22 protein-coding genes are annotated in these 21,353 nt (G+C 43.0%); 19 read left to right on the top strand and 3 right to left on the bottom strand.

Annotated elements, in window-relative coordinates:
- Positions 1-79: 79 nt before the first annotated feature.
- The 8 genes from ftsA to ileS all read left to right on the top strand — a co-directional run bounded on the left by ftsA (position 80) and on the right by ileS (position 9,012).
- Positions 80-1,468 (top strand): cell division protein FtsA, encoded by a 1,389-nt coding sequence (ftsA, locus tag HMPREF2917_RS06235; RefSeq protein ID WP_070589620.1) that lies wholly within the window; start codon positions 80-82, stop codon positions 1,466-1,468.
- A gap of 15 nt (positions 1,469-1,483) precedes the next feature.
- Entirely contained in the window at positions 1,484-2,749 is a 1,266-nt protein-coding gene (ftsZ, locus tag HMPREF2917_RS06230; RefSeq protein ID WP_049474213.1) for a cell division protein FtsZ, read from the top strand.
- A gap of 2 nt (positions 2,750-2,751) precedes the next feature.
- Entirely contained in the window at positions 2,752-3,420 is a 669-nt protein-coding gene (locus HMPREF2917_RS06225; RefSeq protein WP_070589618.1) for a YggS family pyridoxal phosphate-dependent enzyme, read from the top strand.
- Positions 3,421-3,429: 9 nt separating this feature from the next.
- Complete coding sequence (locus HMPREF2917_RS06220; RefSeq protein ID WP_070589616.1) at positions 3,430-4,065, top strand: cell division protein SepF; 636 nt, start codon at positions 3,430-3,432, stop codon at positions 4,063-4,065.
- 1 nt (position 4,066) lies between these two features.
- A complete protein-coding gene (locus tag HMPREF2917_RS06215; protein ID WP_070589614.1) occupies positions 4,067-4,330 on the top strand; it encodes a YggT family protein in 264 nt (87 codons plus the stop codon).
- A gap of 6 nt (positions 4,331-4,336) precedes the next feature.
- Positions 4,337-5,128, top strand: coding sequence for a YlmH family RNA-binding protein (locus HMPREF2917_RS06210; protein WP_070589613.1), 792 nt, complete (start codon positions 4,337-4,339; stop codon positions 5,126-5,128).
- Positions 5,129-5,137: 9 nt separating this feature from the next.
- A complete protein-coding gene (locus HMPREF2917_RS06205; RefSeq protein ID WP_070589611.1) occupies positions 5,138-5,965 on the top strand; it encodes a DivIVA domain-containing protein in 828 nt (275 codons plus the stop codon).
- A gap of 254 nt (positions 5,966-6,219) precedes the next feature.
- A complete protein-coding gene (gene ileS, locus HMPREF2917_RS06200) occupies positions 6,220-9,012 on the top strand; it encodes an isoleucine--tRNA ligase (protein ID WP_070589609.1) in 2,793 nt (930 codons plus the stop codon).
- 102 nt (positions 9,013-9,114) lie between these two features.
- Here the strand turns inward: ileS and HMPREF2917_RS06195 are convergent, their stop codons facing one another.
- From HMPREF2917_RS06195 to HMPREF2917_RS06185, 3 genes are all read right to left on the bottom strand, one after another.
- Positions 9,115-9,417 carry a DUF1827 family protein gene (locus tag HMPREF2917_RS06195; RefSeq protein WP_049485812.1) on the bottom strand — a complete coding sequence of 101 codons (303 nt, stop codon included), beginning with the start codon at positions 9,415-9,417 and terminating at the stop codon, positions 9,115-9,117.
- A gap of 67 nt (positions 9,418-9,484) precedes the next feature.
- Positions 9,485-9,934 carry an NUDIX hydrolase gene (locus HMPREF2917_RS06190; protein WP_070589607.1) on the bottom strand — a complete coding sequence of 150 codons (450 nt, stop codon included), beginning with the start codon at positions 9,932-9,934 and terminating at the stop codon, positions 9,485-9,487.
- Positions 9,935-10,198: 264 nt separating this feature from the next.
- Positions 10,199-12,457: an ATP-dependent Clp protease ATP-binding subunit gene (locus HMPREF2917_RS06185; protein ID WP_070589606.1), complete on the bottom strand. Its 2,259-nt coding sequence runs from the start codon at positions 12,455-12,457 to the stop codon at positions 10,199-10,201.
- 248 nt (positions 12,458-12,705) lie between these two features.
- Between HMPREF2917_RS06185 and HMPREF2917_RS06180 the strand changes: the two genes are divergently transcribed.
- The 11 genes from HMPREF2917_RS06180 (at position 12,706) to HMPREF2917_RS06130 (ending at position 21,348) form a co-directional block, all read left to right on the top strand.
- Positions 12,706-12,936: a DUF1797 family protein gene (locus HMPREF2917_RS06180; RefSeq protein WP_003005989.1), complete on the top strand. Its 231-nt coding sequence runs from the start codon at positions 12,706-12,708 to the stop codon at positions 12,934-12,936.
- A gap of 165 nt (positions 12,937-13,101) precedes the next feature.
- Complete coding sequence (locus HMPREF2917_RS06175) at positions 13,102-13,956, top strand: bifunctional methylenetetrahydrofolate dehydrogenase/methenyltetrahydrofolate cyclohydrolase (protein ID WP_070589604.1); 855 nt, start codon at positions 13,102-13,104, stop codon at positions 13,954-13,956.
- A 13-nt stretch (positions 13,957-13,969) separates the two neighbouring features.
- Entirely contained in the window at positions 13,970-14,743 is a 774-nt protein-coding gene (locus tag HMPREF2917_RS06170) for an HAD-IIB family hydrolase (protein ID WP_070589602.1), read from the top strand.
- 52 nt (positions 14,744-14,795) lie between these two features.
- On the top strand, positions 14,796-15,671 hold the full coding sequence (locus tag HMPREF2917_RS06165) for an NAD(P)H-hydrate dehydratase (RefSeq protein WP_070589600.1): 876 nt from the start codon (positions 14,796-14,798) through the stop codon (positions 15,669-15,671).
- An 8-nt stretch (positions 15,672-15,679) separates the two neighbouring features.
- On the top strand, positions 15,680-17,134 hold the full coding sequence (locus tag HMPREF2917_RS06160) for a glycoside hydrolase family 32 protein (RefSeq protein WP_070589598.1): 1,455 nt from the start codon (positions 15,680-15,682) through the stop codon (positions 17,132-17,134).
- 226 nt (positions 17,135-17,360) lie between these two features.
- The gene (locus HMPREF2917_RS06155) at positions 17,361-17,558 is read left to right on the top strand and encodes a type 2 periplasmic-binding domain-containing protein (protein WP_070589596.1); all 198 of its coding nucleotides are present in this window, start codon (positions 17,361-17,363) and stop codon (positions 17,556-17,558) included.
- 152 nt (positions 17,559-17,710) lie between these two features.
- Complete coding sequence (gene xseA / locus HMPREF2917_RS06150; protein ID WP_070589594.1) at positions 17,711-19,051, top strand: exodeoxyribonuclease VII large subunit; 1,341 nt, start codon at positions 17,711-17,713, stop codon at positions 19,049-19,051.
- Complete coding sequence (locus HMPREF2917_RS06145) at positions 19,029-19,241, top strand: exodeoxyribonuclease VII small subunit (RefSeq protein ID WP_003006013.1); 213 nt, start codon at positions 19,029-19,031, stop codon at positions 19,239-19,241. Before xseA ends, HMPREF2917_RS06145 begins: the two co-directional genes overlap by 23 nt.
- The gene (locus HMPREF2917_RS06140; RefSeq protein WP_070589592.1) at positions 19,238-20,113 is read left to right on the top strand and encodes a polyprenyl synthetase family protein; all 876 of its coding nucleotides are present in this window, start codon (positions 19,238-19,240) and stop codon (positions 20,111-20,113) included. Before HMPREF2917_RS06145 ends, HMPREF2917_RS06140 begins: the two co-directional genes overlap by 4 nt.
- On the top strand, positions 20,106-20,924 hold the full coding sequence (locus HMPREF2917_RS06135; protein ID WP_049503544.1) for a TlyA family RNA methyltransferase: 819 nt from the start codon (positions 20,106-20,108) through the stop codon (positions 20,922-20,924). The genes HMPREF2917_RS06140 and HMPREF2917_RS06135 overlap by 8 nt, the downstream gene beginning before the upstream one ends.
- Positions 20,914-21,348 (top strand): arginine repressor, encoded by a 435-nt coding sequence (locus HMPREF2917_RS06130; RefSeq protein ID WP_003006022.1) that lies wholly within the window; start codon positions 20,914-20,916, stop codon positions 21,346-21,348. The genes HMPREF2917_RS06135 and HMPREF2917_RS06130 overlap by 11 nt, the downstream gene beginning before the upstream one ends.
- Positions 21,349-21,353: the final 5 nt, after the last annotated feature.

Raw genomic sequence — 21,353 nt, 5'->3', positions numbered from 1 at the left:
ATGAAGTTTGGATAGTTCCAACTAAAAGGGCTATAAATAGATGTAAAGTGAAAACAAATAAAGAGAGAGGACTGGTGTAATGGCTAGAGACGGCTTTTTTACAGGTTTAGATATCGGTACTAGTTCAATAAAAGTATTGGTGGCAGAACATGTCAATGGAGAAATGAATGTAATTGGAGTCAGCAATGCAAAAAGTGCTGGCGTCAAAGATGGAATTATAGTAGATATCGAAGCTGCTTCAAATGCAATTAAAACTGCAATCAGCCAAGCTGAAGAAAAAGCAGGGATTTCAATCAATCTAGTCAATGTTGGGTTGCCTGCAAACTTACTACAAATCGAAGCGACTCAAGGAATGATTCCAGTCACAAGTGATTCAAAAGAAATCACAGATGCAGATGTTGAAAATGTTGTCAAATCTGCACTCACAAAAAGTATGACACCGGATCGTGAAGTGATCACCTTCATTCCTGAAGAATTCACAGTAGATGGTTTCCAAGGAATCCGTGATCCACGCGGAATGATGGGGATCCGACTTGAAATGCGTGGTCTTCTTTATACAGGACCTCGTACAATCTTGCACAATTTGCGTAAAACAGTTGAACGTGCAGGCTTACAAGTAGAAAACATCATCATTTCCCCACTTGCGATGATCAAAACAGTCTTGAACGAAGGCGAACGTGAATTCGGAGCAACAGTGATTGATATGGGTGGTGGCCAAACCACAGTGGCATCTGTTCGTAGCCAAGAACTTCAATTTACAAATATCTACCAAGAAGGTGGCGATTACGTGACCAAAGATATTTCTAAAGTTTTGAAGACTTCTCAAAAATTGGCAGAAGGTTTGAAGTTCAACTACGGTGAAGCCTATGTGCCATCTGCTGGAAACGAAGTATTCCATGTAGAAGTTATTGGTGAAGTTGAGCCAGTTGAAGTGACTGAGAAGTATTTGGCTGAAATCATTTCGGCACGTATCAAACACATCTTTGAGCAAATTAAGCAAGACCTTGAGAGAAGACATTTGTTGGATCTTCCTGGTGGTGTTGTGATTATCGGTGGAGGCGCAATCCTTCCTGGTGTTGAAGAATTGGCTCAAGAAGTCTTTGGTGTAAATGTGAAATTGTTTGTTCCAAATCAAATTGGAATTCGCAATCCAGCTTTTGCCCATGTGATTAGTTTGTCTGAATATGCAGGCAATTTGACAGATGTGGATATTATTGCTCAAGCTGCGGTTCGTGGAGACGAAGTCTTGCGTCAACAACCGATTCAATTTGATCGACCTGTGCAACCACAAGTACAACCACAACCTGCTGCTCCAGCACAACCGGTAGTACCTGCGTACAATGCTGAGAAGATTGAATCTCCAGTGGATGCTCAAGAAATTCCAGCAGCAAGTAATGATAGCAAACAAGAACCAAAAACTACATTCACAGACCGAATGAAAAATTTGATCGGTAATATGTTTGATTAAGGAGTGTAAGTATTTATGACATTTTCATTTGACACAGCAGCGGCACAAGGTGCAGTAATTAAAGTAATCGGTGTCGGTGGCGGTGGCGGTAACGCCATCAATCGTATGATTGACGAAGGCGTTGCCGGTGTAGAATTCATCGCAGCTAATACAGATGTTCAAGCACTTTCAAGTGCAAAAGCTGAAACAGTTATCCAATTGGGTCCAAAATTGACTCGTGGATTGGGTGCTGGAGGTCAACCTGAAGTTGGTCGCAAGGCAGCTGAAGAAAGCGAAGAAGTGTTAACAGAAGCTTTGCAAGGTGCAGACATGGTCTTCATCACTGCAGGGATGGGTGGAGGATCTGGTACAGGTGCTGCACCAGTCATCGCTCGTATTGCTAAAGCAGTTGGTGCTTTGACAGTAGCAGTTGTTACTCGTCCATTCGGGTTTGAAGGTTCAAAACGTGGGAACTTCGCTATTGAAGGGATTAATGAACTTCGCGAACATGTAGATACATTGTTGATTATTTCTAATAACAACTTGCTTGAAATTGTGGACAAGAAGACACCGCTTCTTGAAGCGTTGAGTGAAGCTGACAACGTTCTTCGTCAAGGTGTTCAAGGGATCACTGACTTGATCACAAGTCCTGGATTGATCAACCTTGACTTTGCAGACGTGAAGACTGTTATGGAAAACAAAGGGAATGCCCTCATGGGTATTGGTGTTGGTAGTGGTGAAGAACGTGTGATCGAAGCAGCTCGTAAAGCAATTTACTCTCCACTTCTTGAAACAACCATTGACGGTGCTGAAGACGTGATCGTCAACGTAACAGGTGGTTTGGATATGACATTGATCGAAGCTGAAGAAGCTTCAGAAATTGTGAACCAAGCTGCAGGTCACGGAGTGAACATCTGGTTGGGTACATCTATTGATGAATCTCTTAAAGATGAAATCCGCGTGACGGTTGTTGCAACCGGTGTCCGTCAAGACAAGGTAGAACGCGTCAGCGGGATTGCTTCCTCACAACGTCCTTATAAAACAGGACCACGTGAACAACGCCCACAAACGGCACCATTTGACCGTGAATTTGATTTGAAACAAGATGTTGAATTGCCAACAACTCCAAGTCGTCCAGCGGTAGAACCAAACCGTGGCTCAGCTTTTGGTGATTGGGATATTCGCCGTGAGAATATCGTTCGCCAAACTGAACCAACATCAACACATCAAGTTGATCGTTATGTAGATTCATCTTCAGATGATGATGAATTGGAAACACCACCATTCTTCCGGAATCGTTAATCATGAATCTGGTAGAGAATGCTGATCTTGTACGGCAACAAGTAGAAACAGCAAGAAACAAAGCTAACCGCCAAGATCAAGTTAATGTGATAGCTGTCACCAAGTATGTAGATGTTGCAACAACAGAAGCACTGGTAAAAACAGGTATCCAACATATCGGTGAAAATCGTGTTGATAAATTCCTAGAAAAGTATCAAGCTCTAAAAGACTATGATCTCACTTGGCACTTGATTGGGAGCCTCCAACGGCGAAAAGTAAAAGACGTGATCAATCTCGTTGATTACTTTCATGCCTTGGATTCGGTAAAACTAGCTCAAGAAATTCAAAAGCGAGCAGAACACCCGATCAAGTGTTTCCTCCAAGTGAACATTTCTGGGGAAGAAAGTAAGCATGGATTTGCACCCGATGAACTGGATGATGTTTTAGCGGAAATCGCACAGCTGGACAAAATTGAAATTGTTGGTTTAATGACGATGGCTCCTTTTGAGGCTAGTCAAGAAGAGTTGCAGGATATTTTTTCAAAAACTCACCAACTTCAGAAACAACTAGAAAAGAAACAATTAAAAAATATGCCTTTTTCAGAACTAAGTATGGGTATGAGTCGTGACTTTGAAGTAGCCATTGCGAACGGAGCGACTTATGTTAGAATTGGGACATCATTTTTTAAATAGGAAAGAACTATGTCATTAAAAGATAAATTTAACAACTTTATTGACTACTTCACAGAAGACGGTGAAGAAGTAGAAGTTAGCGAGGCAAAAGCAGCTGGTGCGGAAACACAGCCAGTTCCACAGCCACAGCCAACTCCTCAAGTGACTTCTCCACGTCCACAGATTAGTCAAAAAGAACCGGTAAAACCAAAACCAAAATCGACTCCTGTCGCACCTGTTACAACTCCTGTATCTACAGCAGCTGTGAAGGAATCTATGTCTACAACGAAAAATACATCTGAAAATATCACTCGCTTGCATGAACGTCAACGTGAATTGGCTGCTAATCGTGCAAATACAGATGAAAAGATTACCATTGATGTACGCTATCCCCGTAAATACGAGGAAGCGACTGAAATTGTCGATCTATTACTATCTAATGAGAGTATCTTGATTGATTTCCAATATATGACAGAGGTACAAGCCCGTCGTTGTTTGGATTATTTGGATGGGGCTCGTTATGTTTTGGCAGGAAATCTTCGCCGTGTTGCAAGCACCATGTACTTGTTGACTCCAATTAATGTTGTCGTTAATGTGGAAGATATTCGCCTTCCAAATGATGTGGAAGTGACAGAATTCGACTATGATATGAAACGTAATCGCTAAGATGATTATCTTTCAATATCTTTCAAATATCATTCAAATCTATTCCATCATTCTTGTCATCTATGCCTTACTTTCTTGGTTCCCTGGGGCACCTCAGAGTACTCTTGGACAAATGGTTCACCGCCTAGTTGAACCATTTTTGAGCCTTTTTAGAAAGTTACCCTTGCAGGTTGGAAGCTTGGATTTTACGGTTCTTGTAGCACTTTTGGTCTTGAACCTAATGAATCAGCTATTAGCTCGGTTGTTTCTATTTTTGATTGGTTAGAATACGATGGGACAGAAAGAGATTTATCAACATTTCAATCGCGAAGATCACGAATTTATTGATCGTTGTATTGAATTGTCAGAAAGAGTAATTGAACGCTATTCTGTTGAAGTGACGGGTTTTTTAAACCCTCATCAGGTCGCTATTTTACGAAATGTTGCGGCAAGCTATCAATTACAGGTCTTTGCTTCCAGTGATGAGCAGAAAATGGAGTATGCCAAGGTCATTGTGGCTCCGGATTATTATCAATTGGATCCAAGTGACTTTGATCTGGCCTTAATAGAGATGGTCTATGCTTCCAAATTTCATCACTTGACCCATTCCCAGGTTCTGGGGACCATTGTTCACCAATTAGGAGTGGAGCGCAAGTCTTTTGGAGATATTCTAACGAGTGAAGGAAAGATCCAAGTTTTTATTGAACAGCGTTTTGTTCCCTATTTCATGGATCACATCCAGAAAATTTCTTGTGTGCCTGTTAAGCTTAGGGAAGTTCCTCTATCTGAACAGATTGTTGTAGAAGAAGAAAGCCAGCAGCGAGATATTCTCGTGTCGAGTTTCCGGTTAGACAAGGTGATTGCTGGGACCTTCAGGCTTTCGCGCTCACAAGCCAGTCAGTTGATTAGCTCTGGCTTGGTGAAAGTTAATTATGCGACGACTTCCAATGTTAGCTATGCTGTAAGTTTGAATGATTTAGTCAGTGTCCGACGCTTTGGGCGTCTTAAAATTGTTTCTGAAAATGGTATTTCAAAGAGTGGAAAATATAAAGTAACTGTTGAAGTACTCTTAAGTAAAAAATGAGGAGGAGTTATGGCTCTTACTGCTTTAGAAATTAAAGATAAAACTTTTGGCGTTAAATTTAGAGGATATGATGCGAACGAAGTAGAAGAATTTCTAGATATCGTTGTTCGCGATTATGAAGATCTTGTTCGTTTAAATCATGATCAAGAAGCAAAAATTCAAGCTCTTGAAGAACGCTTAAACTATTTTGATGAAATGAAAGATTCATTGAGTCAATCTGTTTTGATTGCACAAGATACTGCTGAACGTGTAAAACAAGCAGCTAACGAACGTTCTGAAAATATTGTTCGTCAAGCTGAACAAGATGCACAACATTTAGTAGATGAAGCAAAACAAAAAGCAAATGAAATCCTTCGTCATGCAACGGATAACGCCAAGAAGGTTGCCGTTGAAACAGAGGAGTTGAAGAACAAGACACGCGTCTTCCATCAACGTTTGAAATCAACAATCGAAAGCCAATTGAGCATTATCGATACGCCTGAATGGGATGAAATTCTTCGCCCAACAGCTATGTATATTCAAACAAGTGATGAAGCTTTCCGTGAAATTGTTGAGAAAGCTTTGGGTGAATCTGTTCACCATCATCATGCAGAAGATGAGAACATTGATTTGACTCGTCAATTCTCTCCAGCTGAAATCGAAGAATTGCAAAAACGCATTGAAGCAGCTAACTTAGAATTGGGTGCGACACAAGCGTTTGAAGGTTTGAATGAAAAAGTTCAATCCGCTTTAGAAGAAGCAGAGCACGCTCGTCATGAAAATGAGGAGGTTGTTGCGGTTGAAGAAGCTGTTCAACCTGAAGATGATGCAAATCGTGAATCTGTCAATATTTTATAATTTTTGTAAAAACAGATCCATTAATGATAGGTCTAGCGAGCAGATGATGGTGGAAGATCTGCACTCCCTCTTAATGGATGATCCTTTTACAGTATTCGTTCTGAATTATTGAGTAAGAACGGACGTTTCCCTCGTTACGGGATGAGAGGAGAAAGTCTCTTGCGACTTCTCGAACAAAGGTGGTACCACGAGCAATCGTCCTTTTTAGGATGCTCGTGTTTTTTTATAGCTTTTTAAATCAATAAGGAGACACAATGAAACTTAAAGAAACATTGAACCTTGGGAAAACAGCCTTTCCAATGCGGGCTGGTCTTCCAACGAAAGAACCAGTTTGGCAAAAAGAATGGGAAGATGCAAAATTGTATCAACGCCGTCAAGAGTTGAATGAAGGAAAACCGCATTTTACACTTCATGATGGACCTCCCTATGCCAACGGAAATATTCACGTAGGGCATGCCATGAACAAGATCTCAAAAGATATCATTGTTCGTTCTAAGTCTATGTCAGGATTTTATGCCCCTTATATTCCAGGTTGGGATACCCATGGTTTGCCAATTGAGCAAGTCTTGGCTAAACAAGGTGTGAAACGCAAAGAAATGGACTTGGTTGAGTACTTGAAACTCTGCCGTGAATATGCGCTTTCTCAAGTAGATAAACAACGCGAAGACTTTAAACGCTTAGGTGTTTCAGGTGATTGGGATCATCCTTATGTAACCTTGACGCCTGACTATGAAGCAGCGCAAATTCGCGTCTTTGGTGAAATGGCCAATAAAGGCTATATCTACCGTGGAGCTAAGCCAGTTTACTGGTCTTGGTCTTCTGAATCAGCCCTCGCTGAAGCAGAGATTGAATACCATGATTTGGTATCAACGTCTCTTTATTATGCGAACAAGGTTAAAGATGGTAAGGGTATCCTAGATACAGACACTTACATCGTTGTCTGGACAACAACTCCATTTACGGTTACAGCTTCTCGTGGATTGACGGTAGGAGCAGAGTTTGATTATGTCGTAGTGAAACCTGCTGGATCTGACCGCAAGTATGTCGTAGCATCTGAGCTCTTGCCAAGTCTTTCTGAAAAATTCGGTTGGGAAAATGCTGAAGTCCTTGCGACTTACCAAGGAAAAGAATTGAACCATATCGTTACAGAACACCCATGGGATCCTGAAGTGGATGAATTGGTGATCCTTGGTGAGCATGTAACCCTTGATTCAGGTACTGGTATCGTCCATACCGCTCCTGGTTTTGGTGAGGATGACTACAATGTAGGGATTGCCAATGGCCTCGAAGTTGCTGTTACTGTTAACGAACGAGGAATCATGATGGAGAATGCTGGCCCTGACTTTGCAGGTCAGTTCTATGACAAGGTTGTTCCAACGGTTATCGAAAAACTTGGTGATTTGCTCCTTGCTCAAGAAGAAATCTCTCACTCCTACCCATTTGACTGGCGGACGAAAAAACCAATCATCTGGCGTGCAGTGCCACAGTGGTTTGCTTCTGTATCAAAATTCCGTCAAGATATCTTGGACGAAATTGAAAAAGTGAAATTCCACTCAGAATGGGGGAAAGTGCGTCTTTATAACATGATTCGTGACCGTGGTGACTGGGTCATCTCTCGTCAACGTGCCTGGGGTGTGCCTCTTCCAATCTTCTATGCAGAAGACGGAACACCAATCATGACAGCTGAAACCATCGAACATGTGGCTCAACTCTTTGAAGAGCATGGTTCTATTATCTGGTGGCAACGTGAAGCGAAAGACCTCTTGCCAGAAGGATTTACCCATCCGGGTTCACCGAATGGCGAATTTACAAAAGAAACAGATATCATGGACGTCTGGTTTGACTCAGGTTCATCATGGAATGGGGTTGTGGTTAATCGTCCAGAACTCAAATACCCAGCTGATCTTTACCTTGAAGGTTCAGACCAATACCGTGGTTGGTTCAACTCATCTCTCATCACTTCTGTGGCCAACCATGGTGTCGCACCATACAAACAAATCTTGTCTCAAGGTTTTGCTTTGGATGGTAAAGGTGAGAAGATGTCTAAATCTCTTGGAAATACCATTGCTCCAAGTGATGTTGAAAAGCAATTTGGTGCTGAAATCTTGCGTCTCTGGGTAACCAGTGTAGACTCAAGTAATGACGTGCGTATCTCAATGGATATCTTGAGCCAAGTGTCTGAGACTTACCGTAAGATCCGGAATACTCTTCGTTTCTTGATTGCCAACACTTCTGACTTTAACCCTGCTGAGGATACAGTTGCTTACGACGAGCTTCGTTCAGTTGACAAGTACATGACCATTCGCTTTAACCAGCTTGTTAAGACCATCCGTGATGCTTATGAAAACTTTGAGTTCTTGACGATCTACAAGGCGCTTGTTAACTTTATCAACGTTGACTTGTCAGCCTTCTACCTAGATTTTGCCAAGGATGTTGTTTACATCGAAGGAGCTAAGTCACTAGAACGCCGTCAAATGCAAACAGTCTTCTATGACATCCTTGTGAAAATCACGAAACTCTTAACTCCAATTCTTCCTCACACTGCTGAAGAAATCTGGTCTTATCTTGAGTTTGAAGCAGAAGACTTCGTTCAATTGTCAGAATTGCCAGAAGCAGAAACGTTTGCCAACCAAGAAGAAATCTTGGATACATGGTCAGCCTTCATGGACTTCCGTGGTCAAGCGCAAAAGGCCTTGGAAGAAGCACGGAATGAAAAAGTGATTGGTAAATCACTTGAAGCTCACTTGACAGTTTATCCAAACGAAGTCGTGAAAACACTTCTTGGAGCTGTTGATAGCAATGTTGCTCAACTCTTGATTGTTTCTGAATTGACCATCGCAGAAGGCTCAGCTCCAGAAGGTGCAGTGACCTTTGAAGATGTAGCCTTCACAGTTGAACGTGCCACTGGTGAAGTTTGTGATCGTTGCCGTCGTATCGACCCAACAACGGCTGAACGCCACTATCATGCAACCATCTGTGATCACTGTGCAAGCATCGTCGAAGAGAACTTTGCGGACGCAGTCGCAGAAGGATTTGAAGCTAAATAAAAGCCATTAAAAGAAGTTCCATAAAGGAACTTCTTTTTTAATGGCTAGAATAGTGTAGAGATTCATGAATTAAGGAAATAAAAAAAGTAAGGCAAATTGGCCTTACTTTGTAATTGGAAAGGAAATTTCAATTAGTTTATCGGAGTAGAGGGTTTTAATAGCGGATTGGTCAATGATTTGAAGATCAATCTTACGTTTTAAAAAGAACTCACGAATTTTTTCTACTTCAGTTTCACGAATAGCTCGGTGTTTGTTACTGATCAATAATTCATAGTGTGTTGGGGCCTGTGTAAAAACGACATCGGTATTGCCCGCGGAATAAACCTCGACAAGCAAGGCGTCAGTGCTGGCAAGTTGGCTTTTGACCAGTACAGCATGACTATTTGTGGTATTAATGAGCTTCATATGAGTTCCTCCTAACCTCTATCTTCATTTATTATAGCACTTTTTTATTATTTGTGAAAGAATTCCTTTATTTTTTGTGGGTATTTTTCCACTGTTCAATGCCCCATTTGTGACTGCCACGTTTGAGTTTTTCAATAGCTTCATCTACAGGAAACCAAGCAAGACTGTTAAAATCTTCCAGTGGTTTTTGAGCCTCTGTATAGTCTACCACTTCATAAATATAGGCAGGATTGTAGTAGTAGGTGTCGCGATGACTGGAATAGAAATACTCATCTGCTTGGCCATAGTATTGTCCTAAAACAGCGGTAAAACCTAATTCTTCGATCAGTTCCCGTTTCAGAGCTTGCAAGTGATCTTCACCTGCCTCGATTTCCCCGCCAGGTAAGAACCAAGCCCCATTTGGAGCTTGAACGAGGATGATCTGATCCTTGTCCTTATTGGGAATAACAGCGTAGACACCATAGCGATTGACGTAGGTCACATCTTGTTTTTTTTCACCAAAACTTGGAATGGTCATGGTTTTCTCTTTTCTTATTTTTTCATCATTATATCATATTTTTTAGCAAAAATCTGGAGGGAAAAAAGAAAGAGAGTGGGACAAAAGTCCTAGCCTCTCAATTATTTTTGGATTGTAGAGCAAGACGCAGTGGTTGAGTGGGCTCTAATACGCTGATTTCATCAGCTTATACAGCCCTACTCAACTGTGCGGAGGTGGAACGACGGAATCGAATTCTAACGAATTACCGATTTCTGTCCCACTCTCTGAATGTACCTTTACTGATTATTCTTCTGACTTCTTTTCAGCCGTCTTGTGAACAGCTTTGATGCTAATATTCCCATTGCTGGTCATGACGGCTTTGAGTTGTTTCTCACTTGGATGTTCCAGGTAATAATCGGTAATAGCATCTTCGATATGGTCTTGGATGGTACGACGGAGTGGGCGGGCCCCCATTTTTGGATCGTATCCTAGATCGACCAATTTTTCTTTGACCTTCTCTGTCACATCCAGATGAATCTCATTTTGTGCGAGACGTTGATTGACTTCATCCAGCATAAGGGTAACGATTTGGAGAAGATTTTCTTTTGATAGAGGTTGGAATTCAATGATGCCATCAAAACGGTTCATGAATTCAGGGCTAAAGAAGTTACCGAGTTCTCCAAGTACGGAGTTGGTGCGACCTTCGCGAGCGGCTCCAAAACCAACATTGGCCTCAGCTTTGCCAGTTCCAGCATTAGAGGTCATGATGATAATGGTATCTTTGAAGCTAACGGTACGGCCTTGACCATCTGTCAAACGGCCATCATCCAAGACTTGCAAGAACATGTGCATGACATCTGGATGGGCTTTTTCCACTTCATCTAACAACACGAGAGAGTAAGGATTGCGACGGACCTTTTCCGTTAGTTGTCCAGCTTCATCGTAGCCAACATAGCCTGGAGGAGCTCCGACTAGTTTCGCTACGCTATGTTTTTCCATGTATTCGCTCATATCAAAGCGGATCATATTATCTGCAGAGCCAAAGAGCTCGATCGCCAATTGTTTAGACAATTCGGTCTTTCCGACACCGGTTGGTCCGACAAAAAGGAAGCTTCCGATTGGTCGATTTGGAGATCCTAGGCCGACACGATTGCGTCGAATGGCTTTCGCGATTTTATCTACTGCATCATCTTGACCGATCACATGAGCTTTCAAATCAGAAGCCAGATTGATCAATTGAGACTGTTCTTTTTCTTTCAAATCGCCAACAGGAATATTGGTCTTTTGTTCAATGATGTGTTCAATAGTTTTTTCACTGATGACAGGGGTTTCCTGATCGGTGACATGTTGACCCTGCATTTCCTTATATTTCGCGATTTGATCGCGGAAGTAGGCTGCTTTTTCAAAGTCTTCTTCGCGTGTCGCTTGAGCTTTGAGATTTTCCGCTTCAATCAAGCGCTGGTCGATCACTTTTGGATCCACAAAGTTTAGGGTTAGGTTCATCTTAGACCCTGCTTCATCCAACAAATCAATGGCCTTGTCTGGCAGGAAGCGATCTTGGATATAGCGGTTTGAAAGAATAGCTGCCGCTTCAATGGCCCCGTCTGTATAGTGGACGTGGTGGTAGTCTTCGTATTTTTTCTGGATGCCCTTGAGGATGGTGATGGTTTCTTCAACCGTTGGTTCATCGACCTTAACGGGCTGCATCCGACGTTCTAAGGCCGCATCTTTTTCAATGATACGGTATTCATTGAGGGTAGTAGCACCGACTAATTGGAGTTCTCCGCGCGCTAAGGCTGGTTTAAGGATATTTCCAGCGTCCATATTGCCTTCGCCAGCTGATCCTGCGCCAACAATTTCATGGATTTCGTCGATAAACAGAATAACATCTTCGCGTTGACGAATTTCATCCATTAATTTTTGCATGCGTTCTTCGAATTGACCACGAATGCCTGTGCCCTGAACGAGGCTCACGACATCTAGGCGGATGACTTCTTTTCCTTGCAATTTATGAGGAACGTCGCCATCGACGATTTTTTGAGCCAGGCCTTCCACAACAGCAGTTTTTCCGACCCCAGGCTCTCCAATCAGAACCGGATTGTTCTTGGTTCGACGGTTGAGGATTTCGATGACACGGATAATCTCCTCGTCACGGCCAATGACAGGGTCAATATCCCCTTTGCGGGCAATTTCTGTGACATTGATGCCGAACTCTTCTAACAGTCCTTTTGGCTTTTGAGGGCGTGCTTGACGGGGGTCTTGACCACCACCACGGTTATTGTTTTGGCCGTAGCCGCCACCTCCATAACTGCCTCCGGATTGAGTTGGAGGGGTTTGAGGTTCTTGCGGACTTTGGAAGTTTCCAAGGTTATTGAAGAAATCTTCAAAAGGATCTCCAGTGAGTTGGCTCCGTTGGGTCATGCCTTTCAAGAAGCTGTTATTTGGGTCTGTTTTCATAATTTTATAGCAATTTTGACAGAGGTCTACTTGCTGCTGACGTCCATTTACATTTGTATATAAATGGATGGTTGATTCATTTATTTTACAATTTTGACAAAGCATATACATACCTCACAGTAGGTTTTTGATGGTTTTCCATCAAGAGACGAGCCTATTTTTGAAAGGTCAAAAATAGTCAAAGATTTATAGTTTCATTATATCAGTATTCTAGAAGTTTGCAAGAATTTGCTACGGAATGTCGCTAAGGAGTGAAGAAGAGAGCAAATCAATGGAAAAATGTGAATTTTTATTGGAAGAGCTTTCTCTTTTATGATAAAATAGGAGAGTAGAAAGTAAAGAGGAGAAATAAAATGGAATCACATTTAGTACGGATTATCAACCGTTTGGAGACGATGACAAAAGACGGTGGAAACTTGAAACGTAATTTTGAACGTGACGGTGTTGTTGTCGCTGAAGTAGCCTACAACCACAATGAAGAAGAAGGTTCAACCTTTACACTTCGTGATGTTGAAGCGCGTGAAACCTATACATTTGATAGCATTGATTTAATTGCAATGGAAATTTATGAATTGCTTTACTAAGCAGCTGTGTGGATGAGTTTGGGGTGGTCTCAAGCTCATTTTTTGTCCATCTGGCTATAGTTTTCGTCTATAAGAAATTCTAATTAGGAACAGTTAGGTTTGAGAGTTGAAATCTGCTATAATAGAGAGGACTATTTTCATTACTTGACTAGAAAGAGAATTGACATGACGACAATCATTGATGGGAAGGCGCTCGCTACAAAATTACAGGGTGAGATTGCGAAGAAAACAGTACGATTAAAAGAAGAGACAGGGGTTGTGCCTGGTCTCGTTGTAATCGTGGTAGGAGATAATCCAGCTAGCAAAATCTATGTAAGAAATAAAGAGCGTTCTGCTATTGCGGCAGGCTTTCGGAGTGAAGTGAGACGACTTCCTGAAAGTATTAGCCAAGCTGAATTATTAGAAGTGATCGAACACTACAATCAAGATCCCCTTTGGCATGGGATTTTAGTGCAGTTGCCACTGCCTAAGCATATCGATGCGGATGCAGTACTTTTAGCGATTGATCCGACAAAAGATGTGGATGGCTTTCATCCATTGAATATGGGACGCTTGTGGGCTGGAAATCCTCTCATGGTGCCATCGACTCCCGCTGGTATCATGGAGATGTTCAAAGAGTACGGGATTGATCTAGAAGGGAAGAGAGCAGTCGTGATTGGTCGTTCCAATATCGTTGGAAAACCAATGGCGCAGTTGCTCCTCGCTAAAAATGCGACGGTAACCTTGACCCATTCTCGGACCCATCATCTGCCTAAAATTGCTAGAAGAGCAGATATCTTGGTTGTTGCAATCGGTCGTGCGAAATTTGTAACAGCAGACTTCGTGAAAGAAGGCGCCGTCGTTATTGACGTCGGAATGAATCGCGATGAGAATGGCAAATTGTGTGGGGATGTCGATTTTGACTCCGTTGCCCCTTTGGCCAGTCATATTACCCCGGTACCAGGAGGGGTTGGGCCTATGACCGTCACCATGCTGATGGAGCAGACCTACGAAGCAGCTGTTCGTGCCTTAAAAAAATGAAAGTGTGAACAAGATGAAGTTTGTATTTGATTTAGATGGAACCCTGTCATTCGATGGTGTCACAATCGATGATGAAATCAAACAGGTCTTATTGAGAGCAGAAGAATTTGGCCATGAAGTTGCCTTTGCTTCTGCACGTTCTTACCGGGACTGCTTGGGCCTTTTAGGGGACCCATTGAGTCAGCAACTCGTGATTGGTTTAAATGGTGGATTGGCCTATCGTCAGGGGCAATTAGTATATGAGGACCAATTGGACAAGGATGTGTATCGGGAAGTCCTTGGCTTTTGTCGCCATTACAATCTACCATTTTTTGTGGATGATACCTTTGATTATAGCGGACAGATTTTGGAAAAGATTCCCTTTGTTGCTAATGTAGATCCCCTCAAGAAAGCCCAGTATCGTTCATTAGAGGAGCTGACAGATCCGATTAAGGTCGTGATCTATATGGGTGGCCATGAGGAGCTCGTGGATGAGATTATCGAGCGGATCGAAAAGACAGATAAGGCCCATATCCGCTATCATGCGCATGAAAAATGCATCTATCTCAATCCAGCAGACACGCATAAAGCGACAACAGTAGAAGAACTCTGCGGAGAGAATTTCGTGGCTTTTGGCAATGATCAAAATGATATCGAGCTCTTTGAAAAAGCTCTTTATGCAGTTCAAATTGGTGATTTTCCAGCCCTTCGGCCTTATGCGGATGATCAATTGGTAGCCAAACAAAATCAACCACAAGCTGTGGCTGCTAAGATCTTGCAAGTCTTTGCAGAATTCAGAGGAAAATAAAAGAAGGAGGGGGAGTCGTGGCTTCTCCTTTTTCGCTAGAAATGAGGAAGGTATGAGAACAATTCAGAAAGAAGAGATCCAACGTGTTATTGCAAAGCGAAAGGCAAATTCTTATAAGGGAGATTTTGGTCGCCTGCTCTTGATTGGGGGGACTTACCCCTATGGAGGAGCTATTATTATGGCGGCGCTTGCTGCGGTTCATAGTGGTGCGGGGCTGGTTACTGTCGCAACAGATCCTGATAATCTGACAGCCCTTCATAGCCATCTTCCTGAAGCCATGGGCTTTGATTTGGCAGATCACGAACTCCTTTGTGAGCAACTCCAAAAAGCTAGCGTGATTCTCGTAGGACCGGGCTTAAAGGAAGCAAGAGAAAACCAAGCAATCTTGCACATGATTTTTGAACAAGTCTCTAGCCAGCAGGTCTTGATATTAGATGGAGGAGCTATCAGTCTTTTTACAGCCTCTCAGTTTGACCTGCCAGAGGCTCAGTTGGTCTTTACCCCTCATCAAAAAGAATGGGAAAAACTGTCAGGGCTTGATCTAGCAAGCCAGACAGAAGGCAAGAGTCGAAGAGCAGTACAGAACTTTCCTCAAGGGACTGTCATTGTAGAAAAAGGGCCTCACACCCGCATTTGGACAAGTGGGCAAGAAGAGGGCTATCAGCTAGATGTTGGTGGTCCCTATCAAGCCACAGGTGGAATGGGGGATACCTTGGCAGGGATGATCGCAGGATTTGTGAGTCAATTTCCACAGGTCAGTCTCTATGAGCGCGTGGTGGTTGCGACTTATCTTCATTCAGCCATTGCTGAGGACTTGAGCAAGGAGGCCTATGTGGTTCTGCCGACAACCATCAGCCAAGAAATCCCCAAATGGATGAAGAAATGGAGTGACCAAGATCAGGTTGTCAGCACTGAAAATAGAAAATAGGTAAAAAAATGAAGGAAAGCATTCGAAAAGCAAATCAGTATATCGATGAAAACAGGGAGAAGGTTGACCAGCAATATAGAGGGGCATTTCATTTGCTACCTCCTATCGGCTGGATGAACGATCCAAATGGTTTTGTTTATTTCCGTGGGGAATACCATTTGTTTTACCAATTCTATCCCTATGATAGTGTTTGGGGTCCCATGCATTGGGGGCATGCCAAATCAAAAGATCTTCTCCATTGGGAAGAACTGCCAGTAGCTTTAGCACCAAGTGAAAGCTATGATAAGGATGGTTGTTTCTCGGGTAGTGCTATTGTGAAAGATGACAAGCTCTATTTGCTTTATACTGGTCATGTAGACGATGAGGAAAAGCGAGAAGAGACGCAGTGTCTTGCGGTGTCGACAGATGGCATTACCTTTGAAAAGTTGCCTACTAATCCTGTGATCCATGCTCAACATATTGAGGGGATCGCAGATATTGCAGATTTTCGTGATCCTAAAGTATTTGAATATCAAGGAAACTATTACGCTGTCGTTGCTTCTAAGACACCAGACGAAAGAGGTCAAATTTTCCTATTTGCATCAAGTAATCTAGTAGATTGGACCTTTACATCAGTCCTTCTAGAAGGTGAAAAAGGGCAAGGGATTATGTGGGAGTGTCCTGATTTCTTCCCTTTAGATGGCAAATGGGTCTTGATTTTGTCTCCCATTGAAATGGAAAGGCAGCAAGAAAAATACTGGAACTTAAATTCGACGGTTACCTTTATCGGTGACATGAATTGGGAAACGGGGCATTTTCGTGTCGATTCCTATGATGAAATCGATGGTGGTTTGGATTTCTATGCCCCTCAAACTTGTCAAGGACCAAATGGCGAACGCTACATGGTTGCTTGGATGCAAATGTGGCACCGGTCTATCCCCAGTCATGATTTAGCTCATGGGTGGGCAGGTAGTATGACTCTTCCAAGAAAATTGTCCTTGAAAGACGGACGATTGGTTCAGGAGTTACCTGAGTCAGTGAAAGAACACTTTCTTGTAGAGAATTTTCTAGAAACCATTGTTAAGGGCAATCAGATCATAATCTCAGCTAAAGGGAAACAAACCTTGTTTGAACTAGATGCCAAACCGGGTCGCTCCTTTATCCTTGGTTATGGCGATGAAACTGATCCTGATAGTGTCTTGCAATTGGTTTATGACGCCTCTCGAAAACGCTTTAGCTTAAGTCGAGACCAATTTGGGTACCCCATTTCTGGAAAAGAAAATCCAGCATTTCAATCGAGATGGATTCAGTTGGATACTGAAAAGGATCATCATTTTTCGATCATTCGCGATACCAACTCCATCGAAGTATTCGTGGATGGCAAAACTCTCTCCATGACTTTTTATGAAACGACTGAGAATCCCGTCTATACTCTCACGGCAGATGAAGGGGTCGATTGGGTCGTGAAAACCTATCAAAAATAGGATACAAAAGCCTCCTAAAGAATAAAGAGAGTGGGACAGAAATCGGTCATTCGTTAGAATTCGATTTCGTCGTTCCACCTCCGCACAGTTGAGTAGGCCTGTATAAGCTGATGAAATCAGCGTATTAGAGCCCACTCAACAACTGCGTCTTGCTCGACAATCCAAAAACAATAGAGAGGCTAGGACTTTTGTCCCAGCCTCTTTTGTTGTATCCTAAATAGGATTTGTGTTCATCGAAGAAAATTTGGGAATTGGTCTTATGACCGATCTGACTCTCTTTCCAGAATATCCAAATCTTGTCAAAATTCCGCTGGTTGAAGAGGAAAAAACAGTCTTCTATATTAGTTATGCCTATCCAAATGAAGGGGAACCCCAAGCACTTCTTAGCTCCTTTATTGAACGGTTAGAGAAGTGTGAAAAATAGGGAAGCTGGTGTTAAACAGACAAGTAGAGGGTAACTTGAATAAAATGAGGCTTGTAGAGAAAGGAAATTCATGATTTCGCTTTGTCTGCCAGCCTTTTTTGGTGTTTTTTGGTATAATTAAACTTGATCATATTCTGCAGAAAGGAGTTCCTATGTCCAACTATTTATCCGTATCAAGTTTGACCAAATATTTGAAATTAAAATTTGATAAGGATCCCTATTTGGAAAGGGTTTATCTGACAGGGCAGGTCTCCAATTTCCGAAAACGCCCCAACCACCAGTATTTTTCATTAAAGGATGAAAAAGCGGTTATTCAGGCGACGGTCTGGGCTGGGGTTTATCGAAGCTTTGGTTTTGAGCTAGAAGAAGGCATGAAGATCAACGTCATCGGTCGCATTCAGCTCTATGAGCCAAGTGGGAGTTATTCCATTGTCATTGAAAAGGCTGAGCCAGATGGAGTAGGGGCCTTGGCCATCCAATTTGAGCAACTCAAGAAAAAGTTGACCGAAGAAGGGTTCTTTCAGGATCGGTGGAAGCAAGCTCTGCCACAATTTCCAAGAAAGATCGGGGTCATCACTAGTCAAAGTGGGGCCGTGATTCGCGATATTATCACAACGGTGAGCCGACGCTTCCCTGGTGTAGAGATTGTGCTCTACCCGACCAAGGTTCAGGGTGACGGCGCATCTAGTGAGGTGGTTGCTAATATTCAAAGAGCCAATCAACGGGATGATTTGGATGTCTTGATTATCGGTCGTGGGGGTGGTTCAATTGAAGATCTCTGGGCCTTTAATGAAGAAGCAGTGGTGCGAGCCATTTTTGAATCGCGGATTCCGATTATCTCCAGTGTTGGACATGAGACAGATACGACTCTAGCCGATTTTGTAGCAGACCGACGAGCCGCTACTCCGACAGCCGCTGCTGAATTGGCCACTCCAGTAACGAAGCTGGATCTCTTGTCCCATTTACAAAAGCAGGAAAATCGCATGGCAACAGCCATGTCCAATCGTTTGGCCTATAATCGTGAACGCTTGGCCAAATTAAGTCAATCGGTTATTTTTAGACAGCCTGAAAGACTCTATGATGGCTACCTGCAAAAAATTGACCAGTTGCAATTACGATTGAAACAAGGAATGCGGGATGCTTATGGACAAGGGGCCAATCAGCTGCAAGGTCTGCGTCATCGCCTAGAAGCCATGTCGCCTTTGCATCGCATTGAGCGCTACCAAGACCGCCTGCTCCAAGATAAGAGAATCTTAACCAACCGAATGGAACAAGTCCTAAAAGAGCAAAAGACCAAGGTGCAAGGCTTATCAGAAGCCCTCTTGATGCTCGATACCAGTCGGATTATTGCGCGTGGCTATGCCATGGTTAAGCAAGACGATCAGGTCCTAGACTCGGTTGCTAACGTAAAAGAAGGAGACCCGCTGTCCCTCATCATGAGAGATGGCCAGTTAGAAGTAGAGGTAAAACATGTCGAAAGAAAAGAAATTTGAAGAAAATTTAGCAGATTTGGAAGCCATCGTCCAAAAATTGGAGAGTGGAGATGTGGCTCTTGAAGAAGCCATTACAGAATTCCAAAAAGGAATGAAGTTGTCAAAAGAATTGCAAGATACCTTGGATCAAGCAGAGAAAACCTTGGTCAAGGTCATGCAAGCAGATGGTACTGAAGCGGATCTAGCATGAGACAAGAAGAAAAACGAAATAGAGTAGAGCAAGCAGTTCGCTCTTTTTATGAGGAGAAAGCCGTTGCCCCCCATTTAGTGGACTCGGTCCTTTATTCGATCCAGGCAGGTGGAAAACGCCTGCGCCCAATGCTTCTTCTAGAATTGTTAGAAGCCTTCGGACAGGAGTTGACAGAGGCTCATTTTCAGGTGGCAGGGGCATTGGAGATGATCCACACAGGAAGCCTTATCCATGATGATCTACCAGCCATGGACAATGACGATTACCGTCGGGGGCAATTGACCAACCACAAGAAATTCGGAGAAGACTTGGCGATTTTAGCAGGGGATGCGCTTTTTCTCGATCCCTTTGGGCTGATAGCTGCGAGTGCCCTTCCTGATGCGGTCAAGGTTTCCTTGATCTTAGAATTGTCGGATGCTTCCGGTAGTCGTGGAATGGTAGCTGGCCAAGTCCTTGATATGGAAGGGGAGCACAAACAGCTCACGCTAGCAGAATTGCAGACTATCCATGCCAATAAGACAGGGCGCCTCCTTGCCTATCCTTTCATTGCAGCAGCTTTGATTTTAGAGTTGCAAGCAGACATTGGTCAGCTCTTAGAAAAAATCGGGAAAAAATTAGGCCTGGCTTTTCAAGTGCGGGATGATATTTTGGATCTGGTCGCTGATTTTGAAGCTTTGGGTAAGACCCCTCAAAAGGACTTAGTAGCTGAAAAATCGACCTATCCAGCCCTGTTGGGATTGGAAGAATCAAAAGCTTTGCTGACAAGTGAATTAGACGCTTGCGAGGACTTGTTGGATCAGATTACAAGTGCTTGTGAGTTTGATCCGCGAGCGATCAAGAAATTAATAGAAGGATTACGAATAGATGGCTAAGGAAAGAGTGGATGTATTAGCCTATAAACAAGGCCTATTTGATACCCGCGAACAAGCCAAAAGAGGGGTGATGGCAGGCCTTGTCGTTGCCGTTATCAATGGTGAGCGCTTCGATAAACCGGGTGAAAAAATTGATGAAGCAACCGAGTTGAAATTAAAGGGCGAAAAGCTTAAATATGTCAGTCGGGGCGGACTCAAATTAGAAAAAGCCCTGAACCAATTTGGTTTATCTGTAGAGGGTAAAATTACGATTGATATTGGAGCTTCTACAGGTGGCTTTACAGATGTCATGCTGCAAAACGGAGCCAGCCAGGTCTTTTCGGTGGATGTCGGGACCAATCAGTTGGCCTGGAAATTGCGCAATGATCCTCGGGTGGTCTCGATGGAGCAGTTCAATTTCCGCTATGCCGAGCCAGATGATTTTGAAGCGACACCGAGCTTTGCGAGTATCGATGTCAGCTTTATTTCCTTAGACTTGATTCTGCCAGCCCTTCACCGGATTTTGGCAGAAAATGGACAAGTCGTGGCCTTGGTCAAACCTCAGTTTGAGGCAGGACGCGAACAGATCGGGAAAAATGGGATCATTAAGGATCCTAAGATTCATTTAGCCGTTCTTGAAAAGGTCGCTGCTTTTGCAGGGACACATGGCTTTGCGGTAATGGGAGTAGATTATTCCCCTATCCAAGGAGGCCATGGCAACATCGAATTTTTGATGTATCTAGAAAAAAAAGAAGAGAAAACAAAGCCGACTACAGAGCAGCTGGAGGCTGTTGTGGAGCTGGCACACAAGGAATTTAAACATGAAGAGTAAGAATATCAGATTAGAAAAAATTCGTCGCTTCATTCGCGATCATGAAGTGGGGACGCAAGAAGAGATCGTCGAACATTTGAAAGAAGAAGGCATCTCAGCAACCCAAGCGACGGTGTCACGGGATATCAAAGAATTGGGCATCGTAAAACGCCCTCTAAAAGACATGACCTATGTCTATGAATTGCCACGTAAGCACCACCAAGGGATTGGGATGATCGAAAGCAATATCTTGTCTCATCGTCGCATGGGAGAATATGTCAATTTCACCATGGTTCCAGGGACAGCTCCCTTAGTTAAACGTCGCTTGCGGGAGATTTATAAGGAGCATATCTTTAGTATTGTTGCAGATGATGATACGATCTTGTTGATCGCCTATTCAGCTCCAGAAGCAGAGAATATCCTCAAATCAATCTTTGGGTGGTAAGAGCC

It is taken from the genome of Streptococcus sp. HMSC061E03, assembly GCF_001813505.1.
Lineage (GTDB): Bacteria > Bacillota > Bacilli > Lactobacillales > Streptococcaceae > Streptococcus.
This window is presented reverse-complemented; position numbering and strand designations above follow the sequence as displayed.

Coding starts and splice junctions, on each gene's coding strand:
- HMPREF2917_RS06135 (WP_049503544.1), top strand. CDS start 20,106: ATGGCTAAGGAAAGAGTGGATGTATTAGCCTATAAACAAGGCCTATTT.
- HMPREF2917_RS06145 (WP_003006013.1), top strand. CDS start 19,029: ATGTCGAAAGAAAAGAAATTTGAAGAAAATTTAGCAGATTTGGAAGCC.
- HMPREF2917_RS06130 (WP_003006022.1), top strand. CDS start 20,914: ATGAAGAGTAAGAATATCAGATTAGAAAAAATTCGTCGCTTCATTCGC.
- HMPREF2917_RS06225 (WP_070589618.1), top strand. CDS start 2,752: ATGAATCTGGTAGAGAATGCTGATCTTGTACGGCAACAAGTAGAAACA.
- HMPREF2917_RS06165 (WP_070589600.1), top strand. CDS start 14,796: ATGAGAACAATTCAGAAAGAAGAGATCCAACGTGTTATTGCAAAGCGA.
- HMPREF2917_RS06170 (WP_070589602.1), top strand. CDS start 13,970: ATGAAGTTTGTATTTGATTTAGATGGAACCCTGTCATTCGATGGTGTC.
- xseA (WP_070589594.1), top strand. CDS start 17,711: ATGTCCAACTATTTATCCGTATCAAGTTTGACCAAATATTTGAAATTA.
- HMPREF2917_RS06210 (WP_070589613.1), top strand. CDS start 4,337: ATGGGACAGAAAGAGATTTATCAACATTTCAATCGCGAAGATCACGAA.
- HMPREF2917_RS06190 (WP_070589607.1), bottom strand. CDS start 9,934: ATGACCATTCCAAGTTTTGGTGAAAAAAAACAAGATGTGACCTACGTC.
- HMPREF2917_RS06180 (WP_003005989.1), top strand. CDS start 12,706: ATGGAATCACATTTAGTACGGATTATCAACCGTTTGGAGACGATGACA.
- HMPREF2917_RS06215 (WP_070589614.1), top strand. CDS start 4,067: ATGATTATCTTTCAATATCTTTCAAATATCATTCAAATCTATTCCATC.
- ftsZ (WP_049474213.1), top strand. CDS start 1,484: ATGACATTTTCATTTGACACAGCAGCGGCACAAGGTGCAGTAATTAAA.
- HMPREF2917_RS06140 (WP_070589592.1), top strand. CDS start 19,238: ATGAGACAAGAAGAAAAACGAAATAGAGTAGAGCAAGCAGTTCGCTCT.
- HMPREF2917_RS06205 (WP_070589611.1), top strand. CDS start 5,138: ATGGCTCTTACTGCTTTAGAAATTAAAGATAAAACTTTTGGCGTTAAA.
- HMPREF2917_RS06185 (WP_070589606.1), bottom strand. CDS start 12,457: ATGCTTTGTCAAAATTGTAAAATAAATGAATCAACCATCCATTTATAT.
- ileS (WP_070589609.1), top strand. CDS start 6,220: ATGAAACTTAAAGAAACATTGAACCTTGGGAAAACAGCCTTTCCAATG.
- HMPREF2917_RS06175 (WP_070589604.1), top strand. CDS start 13,102: ATGACGACAATCATTGATGGGAAGGCGCTCGCTACAAAATTACAGGGT.
- HMPREF2917_RS06220 (WP_070589616.1), top strand. CDS start 3,430: ATGTCATTAAAAGATAAATTTAACAACTTTATTGACTACTTCACAGAA.
- HMPREF2917_RS06195 (WP_049485812.1), bottom strand. CDS start 9,417: ATGAAGCTCATTAATACCACAAATAGTCATGCTGTACTGGTCAAAAGC.
- ftsA (WP_070589620.1), top strand. CDS start 80: ATGGCTAGAGACGGCTTTTTTACAGGTTTAGATATCGGTACTAGTTCA.
- HMPREF2917_RS06160 (WP_070589598.1), top strand. CDS start 15,680: ATGAAGGAAAGCATTCGAAAAGCAAATCAGTATATCGATGAAAACAGG.